Source organism: Candidatus Sulfotelmatobacter sp. (assembly GCA_036500765.1).
Lineage (GTDB): Bacteria > Acidobacteriota > Terriglobia > Terriglobales > Acidobacteriaceae > Sulfotelmatobacter.
The window spans coordinates 354,559-375,579 of sequence record DASYBM010000016.1 but is presented as its reverse complement, the minus strand read 5'-3'; the positions used below and the strand labels follow the sequence as shown (position 1 = coordinate 375,579).

The window sequence follows — 21,021 nt, the reverse complement described above, 5'->3', positions numbered from 1 at the left end:
CGCTGCGGATGCGCCTGCCATCGCAGCGCAACGAATCTCTGCGCTTTCGAATTCCACACTAGCACGAAGAAGTACCAGCTGATGCGCTCCTTTTCCGTTGCCTGAGATTGATTTTTCTTCTGGACGCGGCTGGCGGTTGTAGTGGGGCGAGCGAATGGACCAGGCGAAAGGCATGGCCTGCGGCCACCCTGGACGGGGGCGTCCGGGGCTCCACAAGTCCGCGGGACTCCACGAGCGGGGCTACGAGACGCCGAGGTTTTCGGTGGCCATACTGACGATGGCTTGGGCGATCGTCAGCGAGGCTGTCGCGGCGGGCGAGGGGACGTTGAGGACGTGAAGGACCTTTCCCGAGGGCACGAATTGAAAATCGTCTACTAGTGTGCCGTCGGGCTTCAGGGCTTGGGCGCGCACGCCGGATCCCCCGGGGACGAGATCGTTCTCGCCAATCTCCGGGAGCAGGCGCTGCAAGGCGCGAACGAAGGCGGGCTTCGAGAACGAGCGCTGCCACTCGCCGAGGCCGTCGCGCCAATGCTGGCGGGCCATCCGCCAGAAGCCAGGAAATGTGAGGGCGGAAGAGAGATCGCGCACGTTGATGTCGCGATGACGGTAGCCCTCACGCGCCAGAGCGAAAACGGCGTTGGGTCCGGCGTCGACTTTGCCGGTAATGCGGCGCGTGAAATGGACGCCAAGAAATGGAAAACGCGGATCAGGCAAGGGATAGATCAGCGCGCGCACGAGCGAAGCGCGCCTGGGCGTGAGGTCATAATATTCGCCGCGGAAGGGGACAATCATGATGCCGGGATCGTCGCCGGCCATGCGCGCGACGCGGTCGCTGTGCAGGCCGGCGCAGTTGATGAGCCACGTGGTTGAGTATGTGGCGCGCGAAGTCTCGACTATGATTTCGTCGGCGCGCCGGAGAATAGCTGTCGCGGCTGCGGAAATAAGCACAGTACCGCCGCGAGCGGAAATCAGCTCAGCGTATTTTTCGGAGACCTTCGCATAGTCGGTGATTCCCGTCGAGGGCACGACCAGGGCTTGCAGCCCGCTGGCGTGCGGCTCGATTTCGCGCAGCTCCTCGGGACCGATCAAGCGCAATCCGGTAAGGCCGTTGGCTTGGCCGCGCCGGCGCAATTCTTCAAGACGCGGAAGTTCAGCTTCTTGGGTCGCGACGATAACTTTGCCGCATACGTTATGGGCGATGCCGTGCTCGCGGCAGAACTCGACCATGGCCGCGGCCCCGGTGACGCAGAGCCGCGCCTTCAACGAGCCGGGCTTGTAGTAGACGCCGGAGTGGATGACGCCGCTGTTGTGGCCGCTTTGGTGGCGGGCGACGCGGGATTCTTTCTCTAACACCAGGAGCTTGAAGTGCGGAAAGCGGCGCGTAATTTCGAGCGCGACTCCCAATCCTACGACGCCCGCGCCGATGATGACTACGTTGTAGCGAGAGTCGGTCATTGAGACATGATCATAGCCGGCCTTCGGTCGCCGGTCGTCAGTCGTCAGTGACAACGATTTTGCGATTGATGTTTAGCCGACGACTGACGACCGACGACCGAAGGCTTGTTTAGTCTACGATGAGAAGCACCTGCAAGCTCTGGCCGGCATCGGGTGCGGTGCCGGGAGAACTCCCGGTCACTGTGATGGGGTAGGTTTGACCGCCGTTTCCACTGGCTAGGGTAGTCACGCTGACTGCTCCGGTCGGCGCCGACACACCGAAGGAATCCATGGCCGAGACCTGGAAATTGTAGAGCGTCGACGGTTGGAGCCCGGTCACTGTGTAGCTTAGGCTGGTGGCATTGGCGATGGCAGACTGGTCCTGAAAGATCGAGTAGGTGATCGCGCACCCGGCCGTCGCGGAGGAAGCCGTCCAGGACAAAGTCGTGCCGGAACTCGTCGTGGCGGAGGGCGCCAATCCCGAGGGAACGGTCGGCGCGGACGAACAAGTTCCCCCGCCTCCGCCAGTACTGACGCCGCTGCACGAGAGCAGGGCCAGAGTCGTCAGAATCAGTATCGTAATGAGACCGAGAAGCCTGGGCGTCGCGTGGCGACTGCCTCCGGCGCCGCAACCGATCACGATTACGGGCAACAATGACCAGAGCGCGTAAAGCATGGTGCGGTGAGTGGAAGAAGAGCGATTCGAAGAAGATTGACTCGAAGAAGATTGGAGCTGCGCCTTCCGCGCCGCCGTGGAAATACTCATCACCACGTCGACGGCAGAAGATCCTGGAGTTTGCGGGCCCGAAGGGCTGAACAGGCATTGCGCCCCGGCCGGGAGTCCGGAAGTACAGGCGAGCGTTACCGCGCCACTGAACGAAGTACCGACCGGTTGAATAGTGAGGCTATAAGGGCCGCTGGTTTGGCCGGCGGTCACGGTCTGGCTCGCGGTCGACGAGAAGACGATAAAATCCTGCGCCACAGTCAGCGCAATCGTGAAGGAATGGCTGGGCGCTCCCGTGGTGTCCTGGGTATTGATGTTGATGTTGTACGTTCCGGCGGCCGCGTCGTTGGTAACGTTGAGAGTGGCGGTCAGGTTCGCCGAGCCGCCGGTAGCCAGAGTCAGGGGATTCGCCGGTGTGAGCAGGCATTGTGCGCCAGGCAGGGCGCTGATGTCGCATGTGGCATTGACCGCTCCGCTGTAAAACGTAGACGCGATCAGCTTGAGGCTCGCCGTACCCTGACCGCCCGGCACCAAGGATAGAGTCTGGGTTCCGGAAATAGAGTAGTCGCCTACATTCAATGGCACGGCCAGCGAGTGGACATCGGAACCGGCAGAGCCGGTCACGGTCAGCGTGTAGCTTCCGGCGATGAGGCTGGCAGCGTTGACGGTGACGGTTGCTGTCGCCGGGTAGGAACTCACTGAGTTGGGGCTGATGCTGCAATTGCCTGCGTGGATAGAGATGGAGCAACTCAGCGTCACGATGTTGCTGAATCCATCCTGCGATGAGATCGAGAGCGTGGCCGAAGCGCCGGCGCTGCCCACATTCACTTCCGGCAATGTGAAGGGCTGGAGAATAAAATCCGGGTTCGTGGTGACCACTACGGTGAAGCTTGCGGTGAGCGGTGTTTCGGCTCCCGCGGTCGTGGCCTGAATGGTTACGGTGTAGGTGCCGGGCGCGGTGGTGACGGGTACACCGACGCTGGCCGTCATGTTTGCCGGGTTGCCTGCCGTAGGGTTGACCGTGGTGGAGGGGGTTAGCGTGCAGGTGGCGCCGGGCAGGCCGGAGCAAGAGACATTGACGCTCTGGTTGAACGATCCCGCGGCGGTGATCTGAAAGCTCACGGGGATTGAAGTGGTTCCTCGCGGAACGGTTACGGTCGCCGGCGAGGGCGACGACATCGCGAGGTTGACGATTTGCAGGGTGAGCGGGACGAGATGGGTGATGTTATCCGGATCGGACCCGACGGCCTGCAAGTTGAAATTGTAATTGCCCACTACGTCGCTGGCGGTCAGCGTGAATGGAGTTTTGTCCGCGGGAGTCAGCGTTGCGGGTACAGCCGAGCACGCGGCGGGCGGAGCTGTGGAACCCGCAACGCAGCTCAGGGTCACAGAGCTGGCGTATCCGCTTAACTCGCTGGCGGTGCCATTCCAGGTGGCGGTTTGTCCGGGAAAGACGACTAGCGGAGAAGTGGAGACGGAAATCTGAAAGTCGGGCGTGATTACGAGATTGAATTCCCAGACGCCGCGGCCGTAGGTGGATGCGCGCAATAGCTGCTGGCCGCCGCCCGTGAAGATTCCAATCGCCGTGACTGCGGCGTTCGGCAAGAATCCGGCCTGGCCCGTCGTGGGATCGGGTCCGAGTTCGACCCATGCGGGAGGTAGAGACGTTGAGGCTGCGAATACGCCAACGTCGGTCGCAACAAACACCTGTGCCATCTCAGCGGAAACGACCACGGCGTTCGCCGGGACGTCGGGAAGATTTCCGGTGTAGTCGAACCAGGTCGCGCCGGCGTCGGTCGTCCGCCAGACATGGCCCGTGCTGCCGGTAAATCCCATTACCGTCACGTATGCGGTCTGACCGGTGGTGTCGGTCGGATCCAGGGCAACGCCCGAGATGGGAAATTGATTAGGATTGATGCTGCCTTGCGGGCCGTTGTTGGTGACGTCGTAGAACGCGGGAACGCCACCGGTAGCGTAGCGCGTGACCCAGACGTGGCCGCCGGCGGGCGTAGTGAGAACTCCGGCGATGGGGCCGAGTCCGCTGGTGGTTGCATAAATTACGCTGGAGCCGTTGTCATCGGGCACGCCGCCTGTGGCCAAAGAGCTGATCTGGTTGATTTCGCTACCGGTGCAGGTAGCGGAACCGAGAGTCTCAAAGTTCGGGCTGAGGACGGTGAACGGGCCGCCGGTGCGCGGTCCGCGCCATACGCGGCAAGTGCCCACCAGCATCGCCGAGGACGAAGCGGGATCGAGGATGTAGGGAAAATAAAATGCGCCGTCGTCCCCGCCCACGGTGCTGCTGGTGACGACGAAGTCGAATCCGCTGTTGTCGCAGGCGACCCCGTTTGAGCAAAGTTGCACGCCAAGACCGCCCGGGGGCAGGTCGGGATTCGACGCGTAAAAGTTTGTGGGCGTATTTGGATCGATGGCGTTGTAGCCGCCATCGCCGCCGAGAACGTTTCCCCAGCCTGGATTCGTCGTGGCTTGGCCGGTCGCGGGGGAGCCATTGTCCTGAGCGCCGCCGAGCAGCGTGTTCTGGTCGGTAGGATGCTGCGAGAAGCCGATGAATTGCGTCATCGATCCCAGATTCTGGTTGAGATCGTCAAACAGGTTCGTGCCGGAACAAGAGCCGGTGCTCAGACCGAAAAATCCGTCGAGCGCGCGGTAGATGCCGCCGTCATTAGCGAAATACATGAGGGCGTTGCCGGAGGCGGGGATGGCGTATGCCAGCGCGTGCTGAGCGGGATGCACATGGGCAGGCGCGGCGATGGGATCGCAGCCGTAGACGTGCGTGAGGTTCAGGAAAGAAGAACCGGTGCACGCGGGATTCTGCGAGGTAATTTGACATTTGTAGAGATTGATCGCGCCGGCGTAGAGATCGGTGCCCGAGCCGTTGGGAAGCGCCAGCAGTTCCAGATTGTAGGCGCCTTGCTGGACGCCGCAGCCATCGAAATCGCCGCAGTTGGTAATCGCCGCATCCGAGATTGTGTTCCAGGTGTTGCCGCCGTCGAGGCTTTGCCAGATGCCGCCGTCGACGGGGATTCCGGTGGAGGAAAGAGAAATCAACCACGCATACATCTCGTTGCGGCCGGGAACAACTGTCATTTCCGCGCGGTAAATTGGGCAGGCGTAGTTATTCGAGGTCGAGATAGGCGGGCACGCCGTTGTGCTGAGTGTCGAGCCACTGGGTTGAGAGGCGAGTCGAGTCCAGGTCAGACCATCGGGAGATGAATAGAAGCCGTGATAGCGGACGGCAGCGAAGAACTGGCCATTGCCGGAGTTGGCGCTCGCGTTGAAGACAACCGAAGTTGCGGAAGCGGCGTCGGTTGCGGCGCCCCCGGGATCGACGAGAGCGTTGTAGCTCCAGGTTTGACCGGCATTGAGCGAGGTGTAGAGGCCGGGCATAGTGCCGGTATTGACAGCGCCGGCGATCACGCCTTCTGAAGTGGTGGCCATGGCGGCGACTACGGTGTCGATTTGGGCGCTGGCGGTGTCGAACGCCATGCGCGTGCCACCAAGGCCGCTGAAGCTGAGCGCGTTGTTGTTGGCGCTGGAAATCAGAGTCCAAGTGTTGCCGGCGTCGGCCGAGCGGAGAATTCCCAAGCCGAAATAGGAGTCGGTGGAGTTGTCTGCTTCGCCGGTGGCGGCGAGGATCACCGATTCTGTGGGATTCGTATTGCCTGGTTGGATGGCGATGGCGCCGATCGAGAGCGTGGCTTGATCGTCGGTCGTAGGCGTCCAGGTCACGTTGTTGGCCGTGCCGTTGGCGGCGTTGGTCGACTTCCAGACGCCGCTTTGTGCCCCAGCGATATACAACGTGTTGCCGCTGGGATCGGCAGGATCGATGGCAACGGCAGTGGCTCGGCCCGAAACCTGACGATAATCCTGTGTGCCGGTGCCGGAAGCGTCGGACGCCAGCGGCACCGGACCGAGTGGAACCCACGAGCCGGAAGAGAGCGAGGCTGGCGCGATTCTGCGCGAGGAGGCGTTTTCGCGAGCGGCGGCGGCATGCTGCGCACGCAGCTTAAGTTTTGTCTGCCAGGCGCGGCGGCGAAGTTCGGCGGCGTTCTTGCCGTGAACCAGGCGTCCGCGAAAAAACCACTCATTGCGCTGCTGAACATGGTCGTCTCCGGGATCGGAGGAGGAGCGCTTATTGGGAACGACTTGCTTCGTGGTTTGCGCTGATGTGAAGGAAACCGAAGCGAGCCAGCAAATCGAAACGATTGCGAGAATTCGCATGATAATTCGCAGCGATGTTCGTAGTGAAGACAGAGAGGAGCCGCAGGACATAGGAAAACTCATCCGCCAGTATGGGAACTGGACGCAGCCGAAGCAATGCAAAAGCGGCATTTGGAGCCGATGCTGGCCCACTTTGGGAATAACTGGAACTGCGGCAGGGGTCAGTCGAGAGGTTTCGACGTTGTACAATTTGCGTTCGGGCTGGTAGATCAAATGCAAAGACCTCAACCACAAAGAGCACAAAGGTTCACAAAGGAAAATCGTGGGCGCCCGACCGCTTTCCCCAGGATGGCAAGCCTTTGGCTTGCGGCATGCCTGCTCTGGAGTGCGACTTGCAGCCTGGCGCAGCAGAAAAACGGGTCGGCCGAGCTGACCGTGGCGGCGGCGGCCGATTTGAGCGCCGCTCTCAAAGAGATTGGCGATAATTTCGAGAAGAAGACGGGCGTGGTCGTGAAGCTTTCGTTCGGAGCCTCCGGCGCTCTCACGCAGCAGATTCACAACGGAGCGCCGTTCGATCTGTTTTTCTCGGCGGACATGGACTATCCTCGCCAACTCGTGGCCGAGGGCGACGCCGACGGTGCGAGCCTGTACCAATACGCTCTGGGAAAGCTGGTGCTGTGGGTGCCGGCCGACTCCCGGCTCGACGTTGTGCGTCAGGGCATGAACGTTCTGCTCGACCCGTCAGTGAAGAAGATCGCCATTGGCAATCCGCAGCACGCTCCTTATGGGCGGGCAGCCGAAGCAGCTTTGAAGCATGCCGGGATGTATGATCGGGTCGCGGATCGGCTTGTTCTCGGTGAGAACGTTGCGCAGGCAGCGCAATTCGTGGAGTCGGGCAATGCGCAGGCGGGATTCGTAGCGCTGGCACATGCGATCGCGCCCGGCATGCGCGGCAAAGGGAAGTATTGGGAAGTCCCGGCGGATTATTATCCCCCGCTGACGCAGGGTGTGGTTGTGCTGTCGCATTCGGAACACAAAAAAGAAGCGGCGGAATTTCTGAACTACATCAAAACGAGAGAAGTCGCCGAATTGCTTCGCAAGTACGGCTTCACGGTGACGGCAAGCGAGCCAATGAAGTAGCTCCAGCGTCTCGCCGGGTATCGCCACGACAGCCGCCGGACCGGTCCTGAGCCGCGCTATGAAAATCTTATGGCAATCGACTGGCAAGCTTTCTGGCTGACGCTGCGACTGGCGATCACGGTATCGGCCATTTTGCTGGTACTCGGCCTGCCCATCGCGTATTGGATCGCGTTTTCGCGCTGGCGTTGGAAATTCCTGGTGGAGGCTGTGGTGGCGCTGCCTATCGTGCTGCCCCCGACAGTGCTGGGATTCTACGTTCTGGTCGCGCTCGGACCGCGCAGTCCGCTGGGCCGTTGGTGGAACACGCTCAGTGGACACACTCTGGCGTTTACTTTTGGCGGGCTGGCGATCGGATCGATCCTTTATAGCCTGCCGTTTGCGGTGCAGCCGTGCGCGGCATCGTTCGCGGGCGTGGACCGGCGGCTGATCGCGGCAGCGACTACTCTGGGCGCTTCTCCGCTGCGAACTTTCTTTCGGGTGATTGTTCCGCTGTCCATCCCAGGACTGATTACGGGCGCGGCCCTCAGCTTCGCCCACACCATGGGAGAGTTCGGCGTGGTGCTGATGGTGGGCGGGAATATTCCCGGCGTCACGCGCACCGTCTCGATTGATATTTTCGATCGCGTGCAGGCCTCCGACTACGCCGCCGCGAATGAAACGGCGCTGGTACTACTGGCGTTCAGCTTTGGCGTGCTGGCGCTGGTGTATGGCCTGAATCGGAAGGCGTGGGTGATCGGACCTAAAACGATCGAATCTAATAACTAAGGCCCATTTAAAATAAGACCCGTAAAATGGCCGGATATGAGTGAGCCGAGTACCGACCAAGCCGAAGCGATTACCGTTTCGCCGGGAGGCGCGCCGTCGCAGCAGGCAGCAGGCCCGCTGCTCGATGTACGGTTTCGCAAGCGCTTCGTGGGTCACTCACCGGAGTTTGTTCTGGCGGTTGAGTTCCAGGCCGCTGCCGGCTTCACCATTCTGTTTGGGCCATCCGGAGCCGGCAAAACCACTCTGCTGGATTGCGTTGCCGGATTGGCGACACCTGATTCCGGGCGCATAGCCATCGGCGACCGCATTCTGTTTGATGCGGCCCAACACATCGATCGTAATGTGGCGCGACGCCGCATCGGATACATGTTTCAAACGCTTGCCCTGTTCCCGCATTTGACCGTCGAAAAGAATGTGGAATTCGGGCTGGCCGATTTGCATCGGGCGGAGCGCGCGGCGCGGGCGTCCGCCATTCTGGAGAGACTGCGAATTTCGCATCTGGCGCAGCGCTACCCGCGGCAAATCTCAGGCGGAGAAAGCCAGCGGGCGGCGCTGGCACGAACTCTGGTGACCGAACCTGCGGTGCTGCTGCTTGACGAGCCATTGGCCGCGCTCGATGCGGCGACGAAGAGCAAGATTATCGACGATCTCCGCGCCTGGAACCAGGCTCATCGCATTCCGATTCTCTATGTAACGCACAGCCGGGAAGAGGTGTTCGCGCTGGGCGAACGGGTGATCGTACTGCATGCCGGTCGGGTCGTGGCACAGGGCACGCCGCATGAAGTAATTTCCGCGCCACTGCAAGAGACGGTGGCGCAATTGGCGGGATTCGAGAATATTTTCGACGCCGATGTGTTGGCGGTGCGCCCGGAGCGTGGCACCATGACTTGCCGCGTTACCGGCGATGGCGGGCCGGTCTTGTTCGAAACTCCTCTGGTGCACGGAGGCGTGGGCTCGACGCTTCGCATCGGCATTCGTGCCGGCGACATTTTGCTGGCTACGTCGCCGCCGGTGGGATTGAGCGCGCGCAACGTGTTTCCGGGGCGCATCGCAGCGCTCGAACAGCGCGACGTGATCGTATCCGCGCGCGTGAAGTGCCGCATCGAGATGGAAGTCCATCTCACGCTGGCCGCCCGCGATTCGCTGCAACTTGCACCGGGCAAAGAGGTGTGGCTGGTGATTAAGACGCACTCCTGCCATTTAATGCGGAAGTAGCTCTTGACAGCGGAAGGATTCGGGGTATGATTCTGGCGTTAGTATTCCCCCCGCGGCCGATCAGGAGTACCCCATGAGTAATACCAGGTTGGCAGCATTAGCGTGCTGGTCAATACTTCAACTTCAGCTCACTCTCAGCCACGGCTTCGCACAAGGCGTGCAGCCCTATCCCAACGCGATTACCGATCGAGTGGTTCGGCAGGAGACCTGGATGTCCGCGCCGCCCGTCAACACCGTATTCGAGGATCCCGATTTCGGATCGCAGATGGTGCGAGTTACGGATCAGACGACAAACTTCAAGCATACAGGCGGATACTTTCGGAGTCCCGCGGTCGGAGAGACGAACTCGTGGAGCGCAGATGATACGAAATTTTATGCAATCGGCGAAGGAGGAGTCGACTACGCCTTCGCATTTGATCCATCGACGATGGCGATTAGTTCGTTGCCCGGCGCTGGGGCGGGGCAGGGGCTGGTAATTGGACTTCGTCCCGGCCCTACGTTCAGCTTTGTCGATCCCGACCTCATCTATGGCACCACGACCGCCAATCGATTCACCATCAGCGAGTACCGATTTTCCACCGCCGCTACCACGCCCTTGATCGATACCTCGACCTGTGGCGTCCAGCCGGCGCTCGATTTGACAAACCCGGAGATGCAGAGCGATGACGACGTAAGCCTTGCGGCAGACGACAGCCGCGTTTCGGTTTCCGAAGGTGGTCCTGAAACCGGGGAAAATCCGATCGTCGTCGTGTACGACAAAACTCTGGGCTGCCGCTGGTACAACACGCAAACCGGACAGATCGGAGGGCAATGGGGACCGTCTGGATATGCGGCGGTGCCGGGTTTCTTGATCAATCATGCCCGCATTTCCGGCGATGGCCTGCACATGAGGCTGACCGCGTATGGCCTGGGCTTTTATATCTGGGACCTGGAAACTTTGAATGTTACCCACTGCGACCTGCACACGACCCTGGAATGTGCTGGTTACGGAACCTTCGGGCGCAGCACTTACATCAATTCACCGGGAAAGATCGACGAAATGAACCTGGTGAAGAGACCGATCGACAACCTGGCCGACATTACCGCGCTGGTGTGGCCCCTGCTGGTACCTTCCTCTTTCGAACAGGAGAAACATTTCGCCTGGGCCCCGGGATACTTTGACGACAACAGCCCGGTCTGCGCTTCGCTTTACGATTATGATGGGGACACAACAATCTTCCGCCCATGGGATGATGAAATAGTCTGTATCGAAACCGATGGCTTCGCTTCAACCGTCTGGAGGTTTGCGCATCATCGGACTTATTGGATCGGTCCATATTTCAACACCCAGCCGCTGGGCAATATCTCGCCGGATGGACGGTTCTTCCTCTTCACGTCGACCTGGGACGGCCAACTGGGGCTCGAAGCTAACGGCACGCCGCGTTCCGACATGTGGATCGTAAAGTTGGACTGAGTTCCCAGGCGAGGGCGATCCGTCACCAGGCGGGCCACGAAAGGCTTCTGCTTTCCGCATTCTGCACTTCACCCTGTTCCATCTCGAGGACCGCGATCCATTGGCCGTTGCGCTCTTCGGCGAACACGACCTTGCCACCTAGAATATGTGCGGCGGCCGCGGGCGGCAGATCACGATGAAAGCCGAAGAACTTGCGCTTCAGATCCATCCAGGTTTTCCAGCGATCCAGCAGCGGGTGCGGCGGCTCGTATTTGGTGGAGAAGAGCAGCGCCGCCTCGAAGTTCGAGGGGGAATTCGAGTTAGAGTTGGAGCGAAAGTCGGCGGCCGAGAGCACTTCCTCGAGCGAGAAATCTTCGATGCGCACGATCTGCATGGGCCGAGCGATATAACCCAGCCAGGGACGCGTTAGTTCATCCGACGCCGGCCAGGCTGTGAGCACGTGCGCCATGGGATAGCGGGCTTCGAGAAAACGGTCGCCATCTTCGTGGAGAAGCACGTAATCGCGATAGGCGAGATTATCTTCGGGGGAGAATCCGTAGGGGGGATTCCAAAACCACGCGGCGACGAATGCGAGGGCGACCAGAGCAGCCGCCGCGGGCCAGTAGCGTAATCGCCGCCGCAGCGTGGAGACGGCCAGGATGATCACGAGTGGGACTGCGGGCAGCATATAGCGCGCCAGCTCCGCGCCGCCGATCAGGGACAGGGCGACCACATAGGATGTCACTACCACAAAAAAAATCATTTGAACCGGGATCGCGATGCGTGGACGCTCAACGCCTTCGTCTTGCAGCGGCGGCCAAAGCATGGCCAGAACCATGGCGAGCGTCAGGAGCCACAAGTGCATATAGCCGAAGGCTTGCCAGAGCCGCAGAACCAGCGCCAGCAGAAAGCGCAACGGGTTGAGGGTGGCGGCTACGTTGTAGCGAAAAAATTCCGGATTGCCGAAGACGTAGCCGGTGCGCGTCCAATGATAGGTGTACCAGAGGGCGAGCGGCAGCAAGGGGGCGAGAAGGGGAAGAATTCGGCGTGTGGTGGATTCGGCGCCTCTTTCGAGCCATAGCGAGCGCAGCCAACAGGCGGCCACCGGGGCTGAAGCCCCCAGCGATTTGAAGCGGCTTACTGGACCCTGAAGGGCCGCTCTTCCACCGAGGACCTCGCTTCCATGCTCTCGCGCCACCCGTCGGCGCATTGCCATCAGCCGGCCCAAAACTTCCCAACCCGCCAGCGCTACCGGCGCGAGAATGGCGGTTTCTTTGGCTAATGCGGCCAGGGAGAACCACACCACCGTGGCGAGCGGACGGTGCTCGATATACGCGACCAGTCCCCAGAAGGTGAGTCCCGCGGCGGCGAGATCGACCTGGGCGAACGAACTCTGCGCAAAGAAAACGGGATAGAGCGCGGTACACAACGTGGAAGCGATCGCGGCCTGCGTGTTGGCCACGCACGCGGCCAGGCGAAACACTCCCAACAAGGAGAAGGCCGCGACCATGAGCATCGCCGACCGCGTCACCACCGGCGCAAAGCCCACCACCTTCCACCATAGCGCGACCCAGGCCAATACCAGCGGCGGGTGCGCGTTGGAGACGGTGGTGTGCGGAATCAGGCTGCCGGTGAGCAGCAGATCGCGCGCGGCGGGCACATAGTATCCCGCTTCGTCCCAGAAATAAGGAAGCTGGAGTAGAGGAACATGCAGCAGAAAAATTACGACAAAGATGGCCGCGAAGGCTGGGGCAGGATGGATCGGGTCAGGATGCGCGCGGGCTCTATCGTGAAAGGGCATTCTAGCGGTTCGCTTGCATTGGATCAGTGGAAGCGGGGGGCTGCGCCCACGCCGGACGGCCGAGGCGGCCGTCGCCACATGGCCTCAGTTGCCGTCCCGACCGTTCCGGGTATCTAGTGCACTGGGCCTTGCGGGGCCATGCGCGGATCAAGCTTGATTTCCCCGAAGGCGCTCTCATAGCCGGCGATGTTCTGTTGCAGCAATCCCAGCAGCGCTTTGGCTTGCTGCGGACTCAGGTAGATGCCCTCAAAATTCTTGATCTCCACGTGGGTTTCGGTCTGTTGCTGGAGGGTGCCGAAGACTAAAAAGAAGTCCCAAATATTCACGCGCATTTGAACGCTGTTGGCATAATTTTCGCGGTAGTCGGGGCCATTGATTAACTTCACGTTGGGTTGGGTCGGATTGTTCATGGCGAAAGTGTAAATGAGTTTGCGGTGGAGATGCCTGCCACAATATTGGTGCAGCTGACAGAAACTGTCAGGGGTTCGCCGATTTACGCCCGCCGCCTTTGAAAAAATGCGGGCCAAATACTCGCTCTTGGCCTGTCTTTTACTGAAAATACGAGACTTACGGCGTTCGTCCTAGTTACTTTGGGGAGTACCTTATGGTGAGAAAAATGCGATAGAGTCAGAGTTGATCCGTGGCAACGGAGAATACGGGAACCTATGACTCAACATAACGACTCCGGGATGATGGAAGAGATTGTTCTACCTGAGCATTTACTTCCGCTGGGCTCAGTCCTCGGCGAGGGCGTGTCGGCCCAAGAGCTGTGCGCGGTTCTGGCCAGGATTTTCAGCGTACAGCAAACTGAGGTCGCTCTGATGCGGTTGGAAGGCGGACTGCTCCGCTTCATATTTCCCGAGTACCTGCGGACCACTGGATCGATTCCGCTGTCTAGCAAAGCCGTGGCAGCCCACACGGCGTTAAGTAAGAAGGCGGAGATCTTCAACAACTTTGCCCGCGTGAAACATGCCAGCATCTTCGAAACCATCAAACCCGGCAGCAGCGATGCGGACGAGCCGATCCAACCGGCTCCCATTCAGAAGCTGATGTCGGTGCCGATCATGGACCGGGATCTGGTGGTGGTAGGAGTGATTCAGATTTCGCGCAAAGCGCTGGACGCGAAGCTTGCCAAAGATTTCAGCCGCGAGGATCTGCACGATCTGGAGCTGGCGGCAGGGCTTCTGGCGACGGCTCCGGCGTTGCTGGAGAACTAAAACAACTTGAGCGGAACCAGGGGGGACGCTGCGACTCAGCGTCCCCGTTTTATTTCGTCTTCGCTGGTTTCAACCACACTCGCAGATCGGCTCCCGTCATTTCCTTCGGCTCGTCGATGCCGAGCATTCCCAGCAGGGTCGGCGAAATATCGCGCAGCGATCCGTTCGGCTTCAGCGTGAACTGTTTCGCATTTTCCGAGACCACAATAAAGGGCACGGGATTGGTTGTGTGCGCCGTGTGCGGCCCACCGGTTACGGGATCGATCATCATTTCGGCGTTGCCGTGGTCGGCGGTGATCAGCATTGCGCCGCCTTTGGCGCGGATCGCGGCCTCGAGGCGGCCCAGGCAGGCGTCGACCGTCTCGACAGCCTTGATTGTTGGTTCAATCTTTCCGGAGTGGCCGACCATGTCGGCGTTGGCAAAGTTCACGATTACCACGTCGAAGGTTCCGTCTTCCGTCGCTTTCACAACGGCGTCGGCAATGCCTGCTGCGCTCATCTCTGGTTTCAAGTCGTAGGTTGCTACTTTCTGCGAAGGCACAAGAACGCGCTCTTCGCCGGGGAACGGCTGCTCCACGCCGCCATTAAAGAAGTATGTAACGTGCGCGTACTTCTCGGTCTCGGCCACGCGCAGGTTGCGCATGTTCAGGCCGCCCATGACGTTGGCCAGAATGTTCGCCATCGACTCCGGCGGAATGACAACGGGCAGGCTAAAATTCTTGTCATAGCGCGTCATGCAAACATAGTTCAGATTCCTGGGCACGCGGTCGCGCGGAATCGCGGCATCGAGATCGGTCGCGCCGGGAAGATCGCTGCCACCGTTTTCGTTCAATCCGCTGTTGCGGGTGAGCGCGCGCGTGATCTGGCGAACTCGGTCGGCGCGAAAGTTGAAGCAGATGCAGGAGTCGTCATTGCGAATCGTTTGCGTGGCGCGGGCGCTTTTGCCGTCGTCTTTCGCATCCTCTACAACGAACGGAATCACGAACTCGTCGGTCATCCCTTTGTTATAGGAATCTTTCATGCCCTGCACCGGATCGGACTGCTTGCCGCCTTCGGCGTCGGCGAAGACCATGGCGTTGTAGGCCTTGGCAATGCGCTCCCAGCGGCAGTCGCGATCCATGGCGTAGTAGCGGCCGTTGACGGTCGCGATCTTGCCACAGTTGTATTCGCGCATTTTCTGCTGGAGTTGTTCGAGATATCCTGCGCCGTTGGTGTGCAGCGTGTCCCGGCCGTCCATGAAGGCGTGGACGAACACGCGATCGAGCCCGTTCTGCTTCGCCATTTTCAGCAACGCATGAAGGTGCGCCTGCTGCGAGTGCACTCCTCCATCCGAAACGAGGCCAAACAGATGTAGCCGCCGCTCGCCGGTGCGCGCATGCTTCATCGCCTCGAGCAGCACGGGATGCGAGAAGAACTCCCCGTTCTGGATCATCAGATCGATGCGTGTGATATCCATGTGGACGATGCGCCCAGCGCCAATGTTGAGATGCCCGACCTCGCTGTTTCCCATCTGCCCCTCGGGCAATCCGACGAACGGCCCGCTGGTATGAATCAGCGTGTTGGGATACTCGCGCAGCAGCCGATCGTAGGTCGGCTTCCGCGCGAGCGCGATGGCGTTGGCGTTGGTTTCGGCGCGATAACCCCAGCCGTCGAGGATGGTGAGAACGAGTGGTTTAGGCATAAGACAGCTTCTAGCTTCTAGCTCCTAGCTGTTAGCTTCTTGCTTGTGGTGCAGTGATCAAGAATCGGGAAGGGCACGACTTCAGTCGTGCCGATAAAACGCCTTCAACGAAGCTGGCTTTAGACGCTGGGGTCGCGTCCATCACCAGAAGAGATCCTCGACATCTTTGGGAAGCGGATCGTCGAAATCGTCGGGGACGGTGAACTCCCCCTTCGCGGAGCCAAGGATGAAACGTTTCGGCTGGACTTCGGTCAACCGGGCAACTGGCAACGAGCTCGTATCGCCGAAATGACAAGCGATGGCGTCCGTGACGTTCACAGTCAGCTCATCCAAGGTCTCGGCCTGCGTGAAAATAGAACAGCCGAGCGCTCGGGCCTCGAAGCCGCCCTCCGGTGACTTTCGAAACACGAAGATAATTTCTGTCTCTGACATGCTCTTCGCACCATTCTACGCTTCACGTATCCCGCCTCGTCGGGTTACCTTTTCCATGCTCAGAAACCCATAGCGTCATCGGCTGACGGGCCATACGTCGCCGGCAGCGGCTTATCGTTCATTCGCAAATAGACGCCAAGCTGGGCGCGATGATGCACCAGGTGATTGAGAAACATTTCGCGGTAGGCCAGAAACCGCGATCCCGAGAATATGCGCTTGCCCTGGAAACTCAACTTCCAGCTCTCGGTCCACGCCGAATCAGGGATGTTCTTCAGCGCCTCGCGCACCTTCGCTGCGCCTTCGTCAAAGGCCTTCACTAGTTGCTCGGGCGACTCGAAGGGCACGCGTGTTCGCTTCGGCCCGGTGCTGAAGTCCAGCTCCGGCGTCGTTAGAATCGTGAATCCGAATCCTGCCAACTCCGCCACATGCGGCGCGAGTTTCCCCAGCGGCATCGATTTCGCATGCGGCTTGAAGTCAGGATTGACGGGAACGCGTTCCAGCATCGCGCGCGTGCTCTTCACTTCGGCATCGAATTCTGAGAGAAGTAGTTCGTTGATCATATTCCGCCCTTCAATCCTCGATTCGTGTTTTACCTCCTCAGCATATCTCTCAAACATTGCAACTCGCCCGGGCAGCTTCATCTTGGCGGCTGCATCGCGGAGACTCAGCCAAAACTCTCCGTTCATGGGGTTCTTTTCGCCATACTCGGCGAGGCAATCGCAAGCCAGTTCCAGTTCGTTGTGATCAACAAATTCGTCGAACTGCTTGATGTTTGGATCATCGGCAACTTCTTCTCTGAGAGAACCCCGCGCACGAGAGAGATCTGCCCGAATCCAATCCCACAATCGTAGAAAATCAGTCTGATCCATTGGCTCAACCGTGATAATTTAGCGCCCCCAACCCCAGAAACCGCGATGTTCCACCCAATTCTTCTTCAATCCGCAGCAACTGATTGTATTTGGCGATGCGGTCGGTGCGGGAGGCGGAGCCAGTCTTGATCTGCCCTGCACCGGTCGCCACAGCCAAATCGGCGATGAACGTGTCTTCAGTCTCGCCAGAGCGATGCGAAATCACTGACGTGTAGCCATTGCGGCGAGCCAGGTCGATCGCGTCGAGTGTTTCGCTGACGGTGCCGATCTGGTTCACTTTGACCAGAATGCTGTTGGCCACGCCCTTGTCGATGCCCTCTTGCAGGAACTGAACATTGGTGACGAACAAGTCGTCGCCGACCAACTGAATCTTGCCTCCAAGTTCCTGGGTCAGCTTCTGCCAGCCGTCCCAGTCGTTCTCGGCCAGGCCGTCTTCGAGCGAGACGATGGGATAGTCGTTCACCCACTTCGCCCAGAAGGCGACCATCTCGTCGGAGCTTTTGGCCGACTTGTCGGATTTCTTGAAAACGTATTTGCCATCCTGAAAAAATTCGCTGGCTGCGGGATCGAGCGCGATGGCGATTTCTTCTCCTGGCTTGTAGCCGGCTTTGGTAATCGCCTCGAGCACGACCTCGATTCCTTCCACATTCGACTTGACCGACGGGGCGAATCCGCCTTCGTCGCCCACCGCGGTGTTGTAGCCGCGCTTCTTGAGCACGCCCTTCAGCGTGTGGAAAACTTCCACGCCCCAGCGCAGCGCTTCGGAAAACGACGGGGCGCCCACCGGCATCACCATGAATTCCTGGAAGTCGACGTTGTTGTCGGCATGCGCGCCGCCGTTCAGAATGTTCATCATGGGCGTCGGCAGCGTGGTCGCGCCCGCGCCGCCGAGATAGCGATAGAGCGGGATGTCGATGCTGTTAGCCGACGCGCGCGCCGCCGCCATTGAGACGGCCAGGAGCGCATTCGCTCCCAGCCGGCCTTTGTTTTCGGTGCCATCGAGTTCGATCATGCGGCCGTCGAGACCGCGCTGGTCGAAGGCGTCCCAGTTGGCGAGGGCTTCGGCGATTTCGCCATTCACATTCTCCACCGCTTTGAGCACGCCCTTGCCCAAGAAACGGTTCGGATCTTCGTCGCGCAACTCGACGGCCTCGTGCTCGCCGGTCGACGCGCCGCTGGGAACGATGGCCCGGCCCATTGCGCCGTCGGCCAGAAAGACTTCCGCTTCTACGGTAGGATTGCCGCGAGAATCCAGAACTTCGCGGGCATGAATGGCGGCGATATTCGACATAGCTTTCCGTTTCCTCGAGCTTATGATTCAGTATCGCGCCGGGTGAGGCCGCGATTGGCGTTACGGGGTATGACTGCGAACTTTTACGAAAACAACGATTATAGCGGATGGCTCCGATCGCGCTGTGATCTCGGGGTACACTTCAGCCGCTCCCTGTTCGAGTTACTAAAAAACAGCTTGCTCGGGATGCCGAGGAATTTTTAAACGCAGGCAGCGTCTCTGGTTGTATTCGATTTTTGTTCGCCTGTGAGCGATTTTGTGGTAAATATAGGCCATGCGAAAGGCCATCCTTCATCTGAAGAAGTCGGACCCGATCCTGCGCGCGATTATCGAGAGCGTGGGACCGTGCCGGATGCAGTTTGATCTGCCGGAATTTGCGAGTCTGGCTGAGGCCATTGTTTATCAGCAACTGAACGGGACGGCGGCGGAGACGATCTTCAATCGTTTTGCGGCGCTGGCGGGAGATCCGCTGACGCCGGAAGGAATTCTGAAATTGAGCGATACGCAGTTGCGCGGCGTGGGCTTGTCGAAGCAGAAGTCGGCGTATCTGAAAGATCTGGCGGCGAAGACGGCGGCGGGGCTGCTCGACTTTGCGCAGCTTCCGACGATGACCGATGAGGAGGTCATCCAGCATCTGACGCAGGTGAAGGGCATTGGGGAATGGACGGCGCATATGTTTCTGATGTTTTCGCTGCGCCGTCCGAATGTGCTGCCGACGGGCGACTACGGGGTACAGGTGGCGATCAAGAAGCACTATAAGAAACGAAAATTGCCGAAGCCCAAAGATATGGAGAAGATAGCGAAGGCGTGGGCGCCTTATCGCAGCGTGGCGTGCTGGTATATGTGGCGGAGCCTGGACATCAAGACGTTATAACCAAAATCTTTTAACCACAGAGGGCACTGGGGATCACTGAGGACTTCTTTATTTATTTCTCCCAGTCGTTGCCGTCTACCATGCGTTTGATGCCGTCGCGGAGATGGGCTACGTGGAAATTGATCAGTAAGCCTACGCTGCGGCCGCTCAGGCGGATGTAGGAGAGCAGTTGAGCTTGGTGGACGGGATTGATGGCTTCGACACACTTGATTTCGACAATGACCTGGTCTTCGACGATCAGGTCAATGCGATAGCCCAGTTCGATCTTCTCTCCGTCGTAGATCACAGGGAGGCCAGGCTGTTGGGCAACGGCGAGGCCTGGTTTGCGGAGTTTCGTGAGCCAGACAGGCTTCATAGACGCTTTCGAGAAGCCCAAGGGCCGAGATGCGAATGAACTTTCATCGCAGCCGTGATCACCGCGCCGGTGATTCGATTGACTCGCGGAGTGGTGATGACTGTCGAGGCGGCCATAGGACTTCTTTATCACATGGCGGCAAGTATCTTCTGTGACTAATGACCATTGGTTGCGAAACAGAGTGCGGAAAACCCTTAACCACAGAGGACACAGAGATTCACAGAGGAGAATCTGTCTTTTTTTGAGTGCTTTGGTTTGCCTCTGTGATCCTCTGTGGGCTCTGTGGTTAAATGGTTGCGATGGCCGATACGAAAATTCGAGTGCTAGTGGCAAAGCCAGGGCTTGACGGGCATGATCGGGGGGCGAAGGTAATTGCCCGCGCGCTGCGCGATGCGGGCATGGAAGTGATTTACACGGGGCTGCGGCAGACCCCGGAGATGATTTGCACGGCGGCGCTGCAGGAAGATGTGCAGGTGATTGGGCTCTCGATTCTCTCGGGGGCGCACAACGCTATCGTGCCGCGCGTGATGGACCTGCTCAAGCGGAACAAGATGGACGATGTAATTGTCGTGGTTGGCGGCATTATTCCGAACCAGGACATCGATGGGCTGAAGAAGATTGGCGTGGCGGCGATTTTCCAGCCGGGCACGGCGATGGATGACATCGTTCAATTCATTCGCGCTCATGTGAAGGGGCCGGGCGTGCCGGCGGCCGGCTGATGGCCGCGATCACCGCCGCCCGGGCGCGCGAGATCCTCGCAAATACAATCGGTCCGGTGCCGTGGTACTGGAAGACTTTTCCGGCGTTCCGTTCGCTGGCCGGGCAAAACTTCGTCTGGACTCATCATGGAGATCAGGGGCCGATTGCGAATCTGGTGACGTTCGGTCTCGAGCAGGAGCCGGATCGGGCGCGCCTGGCGTTGAATACATATTGCCGTCCTTTTCTGGCGGCGCCGAATTTTGTCGGCGTCTGGTGCCCGGAAGGTCGGACCATTCGCCTCGCCTGTTTTGACCCAGACCAACTGAAGGCGTTTGATCTGGCCGAGGTTGCAGGATGGTTCAAGCCATCGGCCGACCGTATTTATTCGGCGAGCGCGCCGATTGCGGATTTCGAGGTACCGCTTTCGCTCGGACCGGGCATGCACAAGATTGAAGCGCCCACGGAATTGGCGACGGTCGACGAGTTGATCGTTCCCACTAGCTACAAAGCGATGTCGAACGATGATCCGGCGTTTGCGTTGTTTGTTTTCTATCCGCAGGCGGGGCTGGTGGAGGTGCTGCCGCAGAAATGGTTTACAGCGGCGCAATACCGCGTGGGCCAGCAGTGGATTACGCGGGCGGCGCGCGATCCGGAGTCGCATCGCATCATAGGAGAATGTTTTGGGGTCGGAACGTTTCTGCTCGAGGAAGACGGGTGCCGATTGGCGGAGTGGGTGGAGAGGAGCTAAGCGTTAGCTCTTGGCTCTTGGCTCTTGGCAAACTCATTGAAGAGATCGTCATTGTAGCAATTTCCCAGCGACAATCGCGAACATCAGAAATTAGGAAAATCCAGACTAGGCTGATTGCGCGGTTTAGCCCGCGTGGTATACCGTAGTCAGTCCGCGTCTTCGTTT

General features: G+C 59.5%; 17 protein-coding genes. 8 read left to right on the top strand and 9 right to left on the bottom strand.

What is annotated here, in order from left to right; genetic code table 11:
- Window positions 1-240 precede the first annotated feature (240 nt).
- The gene (lhgO, locus tag VGM18_18680; GenBank protein HEY3975040.1) at window positions 241-1,455 is read right to left on the bottom strand and encodes an L-2-hydroxyglutarate oxidase; all 1,215 of its coding nucleotides are present in this window, start codon (window positions 1,453-1,455) and stop codon (window positions 241-243) included.
- Between the two features lie 109 nt (window positions 1,456-1,564).
- Window positions 1,565-6,397, bottom strand: coding sequence for a fibronectin type III domain-containing protein (locus VGM18_18675; GenBank protein HEY3975039.1), 4,833 nt, complete (start codon window positions 6,395-6,397; stop codon window positions 1,565-1,567).
- A gap of 288 nt (window positions 6,398-6,685) precedes the next feature.
- Here VGM18_18675 and modA point away from each other — a divergent pair, with 288 nt between their 5' ends.
- The 4 genes from modA (at window position 6,686) to VGM18_18655 (ending at window position 10,910) form a co-directional block, all read left to right on the top strand.
- The gene (gene modA, locus VGM18_18670) at window positions 6,686-7,477 is read left to right on the top strand and encodes a molybdate ABC transporter substrate-binding protein (protein HEY3975038.1); all 792 of its coding nucleotides are present in this window, start codon (window positions 6,686-6,688) and stop codon (window positions 7,475-7,477) included.
- Window positions 7,478-7,546: 69 nt separating this feature from the next.
- A complete protein-coding gene (gene modB, locus VGM18_18665; protein ID HEY3975037.1) occupies window positions 7,547-8,242 on the top strand; it encodes a molybdate ABC transporter permease subunit in 696 nt (231 codons plus the stop codon).
- Between the two features lie 36 nt (window positions 8,243-8,278).
- Window positions 8,279-9,457 carry a molybdenum ABC transporter ATP-binding protein gene (modC, locus tag VGM18_18660; GenBank protein HEY3975036.1) on the top strand — a complete coding sequence of 393 codons (1,179 nt, stop codon included), beginning with the start codon at window positions 8,279-8,281 and terminating at the stop codon, window positions 9,455-9,457.
- Window positions 9,458-9,530: 73 nt separating this feature from the next.
- On the top strand, window positions 9,531-10,910 hold the full coding sequence (locus VGM18_18655) for a hypothetical protein (protein ID HEY3975035.1): 1,380 nt from the start codon (window positions 9,531-9,533) through the stop codon (window positions 10,908-10,910).
- A 22-nt stretch (window positions 10,911-10,932) separates the two neighbouring features.
- Here VGM18_18655 and VGM18_18650 read toward each other — a convergent pair whose 3' ends face one another.
- On the bottom strand, window positions 10,933-12,690 hold the full coding sequence (locus tag VGM18_18650; GenBank protein HEY3975034.1) for a glycosyltransferase: 1,758 nt from the start codon (window positions 12,688-12,690) through the stop codon (window positions 10,933-10,935).
- A gap of 113 nt (window positions 12,691-12,803) precedes the next feature.
- Complete coding sequence (locus VGM18_18645) at window positions 12,804-13,100, bottom strand: DUF3467 domain-containing protein (GenBank protein HEY3975033.1); 297 nt, start codon at window positions 13,098-13,100, stop codon at window positions 12,804-12,806.
- 255 nt (window positions 13,101-13,355) lie between these two features.
- Here VGM18_18645 and VGM18_18640 point away from each other — a divergent pair, with 255 nt between their 5' ends.
- Entirely contained in the window at window positions 13,356-13,907 is a 552-nt protein-coding gene (locus VGM18_18640; protein ID HEY3975032.1) for a GAF domain-containing protein, read from the top strand.
- Between the two features lie 49 nt (window positions 13,908-13,956).
- On the opposite strand, the gene gpmI is transcribed toward VGM18_18640, so the two are convergent.
- From gpmI to eno, 4 genes are all read right to left on the bottom strand, one after another.
- Window positions 13,957-15,588 carry a 2,3-bisphosphoglycerate-independent phosphoglycerate mutase gene (gpmI, locus tag VGM18_18635; GenBank protein ID HEY3975031.1) on the bottom strand — a complete coding sequence of 544 codons (1,632 nt, stop codon included), beginning with the start codon at window positions 15,586-15,588 and terminating at the stop codon, window positions 13,957-13,959.
- 141 nt (window positions 15,589-15,729) lie between these two features.
- Window positions 15,730-16,020 carry a hypothetical protein gene (locus tag VGM18_18630; protein ID HEY3975030.1) on the bottom strand — a complete coding sequence of 97 codons (291 nt, stop codon included), beginning with the start codon at window positions 16,018-16,020 and terminating at the stop codon, window positions 15,730-15,732.
- A gap of 59 nt (window positions 16,021-16,079) precedes the next feature.
- A complete protein-coding gene (locus VGM18_18625; GenBank protein HEY3975029.1) occupies window positions 16,080-16,889 on the bottom strand; it encodes a hypothetical protein in 810 nt (269 codons plus the stop codon).
- A 4-nt stretch (window positions 16,890-16,893) separates the two neighbouring features.
- A complete protein-coding gene (gene eno, locus VGM18_18620; GenBank protein ID HEY3975028.1) occupies window positions 16,894-18,180 on the bottom strand; it encodes a phosphopyruvate hydratase in 1,287 nt (428 codons plus the stop codon).
- A gap of 274 nt (window positions 18,181-18,454) precedes the next feature.
- Between eno and VGM18_18615 the strand changes: the two genes are divergently transcribed.
- The gene (locus VGM18_18615) at window positions 18,455-19,054 is read left to right on the top strand and encodes a DNA-3-methyladenine glycosylase (protein HEY3975027.1); all 600 of its coding nucleotides are present in this window, start codon (window positions 18,455-18,457) and stop codon (window positions 19,052-19,054) included.
- 52 nt (window positions 19,055-19,106) lie between these two features.
- On the opposite strand, the gene VGM18_18610 is transcribed toward VGM18_18615, so the two are convergent.
- A complete protein-coding gene (locus tag VGM18_18610) occupies window positions 19,107-19,409 on the bottom strand; it encodes a GxxExxY protein (protein HEY3975026.1) in 303 nt (100 codons plus the stop codon).
- Between the two features lie 299 nt (window positions 19,410-19,708).
- Between VGM18_18610 and VGM18_18605 the strand changes: the two genes are divergently transcribed.
- Together VGM18_18605 and VGM18_18600 are read left to right on the top strand one after the other, a co-directional pair.
- The gene (locus tag VGM18_18605) at window positions 19,709-20,128 is read left to right on the top strand and encodes a cobalamin B12-binding domain-containing protein (protein ID HEY3975025.1); all 420 of its coding nucleotides are present in this window, start codon (window positions 19,709-19,711) and stop codon (window positions 20,126-20,128) included.
- On the top strand, window positions 20,128-20,856 hold the full coding sequence (locus VGM18_18600; GenBank protein HEY3975024.1) for a hypothetical protein: 729 nt from the start codon (window positions 20,128-20,130) through the stop codon (window positions 20,854-20,856). The genes VGM18_18605 and VGM18_18600 overlap by 1 nt, the downstream gene beginning before the upstream one ends.
- Window positions 20,857-21,021: the final 165 nt, after the last annotated feature.

Bases quoted from the DNA above. Each gene is read 5' to 3' on its own strand.
- lhgO (HEY3975040.1), bottom strand. From the start codon at position 1,455: ATGACCGACTCTCGCTACAACGTAGTCATCATCGGCGCGGGCGTCGTA.
- VGM18_18675 (HEY3975039.1), bottom strand. From the start codon at position 6,397: ATGCGAATTCTCGCAATCGTTTCGATTTGCTGGCTCGCTTCGGTTTCC.
- modA (HEY3975038.1), top strand. From the start codon at position 6,686: ATGGCAAGCCTTTGGCTTGCGGCATGCCTGCTCTGGAGTGCGACTTGC.
- modB (HEY3975037.1), top strand. From the start codon at position 7,547: ATGGCAATCGACTGGCAAGCTTTCTGGCTGACGCTGCGACTGGCGATC.
- modC (HEY3975036.1), top strand. From the start codon at position 8,279: ATGAGTGAGCCGAGTACCGACCAAGCCGAAGCGATTACCGTTTCGCCG.
- VGM18_18655 (HEY3975035.1), top strand. From the start codon at position 9,531: ATGAGTAATACCAGGTTGGCAGCATTAGCGTGCTGGTCAATACTTCAA.
- VGM18_18650 (HEY3975034.1), bottom strand. From the start codon at position 12,690: ATGCCCTTTCACGATAGAGCCCGCGCGCATCCTGACCCGATCCATCCT.
- VGM18_18645 (HEY3975033.1), bottom strand. From the start codon at position 13,100: ATGAACAATCCGACCCAACCCAACGTGAAGTTAATCAATGGCCCCGAC.
- VGM18_18640 (HEY3975032.1), top strand. From the start codon at position 13,356: ATGACTCAACATAACGACTCCGGGATGATGGAAGAGATTGTTCTACCT.
- gpmI (HEY3975031.1), bottom strand. From the start codon at position 15,588: ATGCCTAAACCACTCGTTCTCACCATCCTCGACGGCTGGGGTTATCGC.
- VGM18_18630 (HEY3975030.1), bottom strand. From the start codon at position 16,020: ATGTCAGAGACAGAAATTATCTTCGTGTTTCGAAAGTCACCGGAGGGC.
- VGM18_18625 (HEY3975029.1), bottom strand. From the start codon at position 16,889: ATGGATCAGACTGATTTTCTACGATTGTGGGATTGGATTCGGGCAGAT.
- eno (HEY3975028.1), bottom strand. From the start codon at position 18,180: ATGTCGAATATCGCCGCCATTCATGCCCGCGAAGTTCTGGATTCTCGC.
- VGM18_18615 (HEY3975027.1), top strand. From the start codon at position 18,455: ATGCGAAAGGCCATCCTTCATCTGAAGAAGTCGGACCCGATCCTGCGC.
- VGM18_18610 (HEY3975026.1), bottom strand. From the start codon at position 19,409: ATGAAGCCTGTCTGGCTCACGAAACTCCGCAAACCAGGCCTCGCCGTT.
- VGM18_18605 (HEY3975025.1), top strand. From the start codon at position 19,709: ATGGCCGATACGAAAATTCGAGTGCTAGTGGCAAAGCCAGGGCTTGAC.
- VGM18_18600 (HEY3975024.1), top strand. From the start codon at position 20,128: ATGGCCGCGATCACCGCCGCCCGGGCGCGCGAGATCCTCGCAAATACA.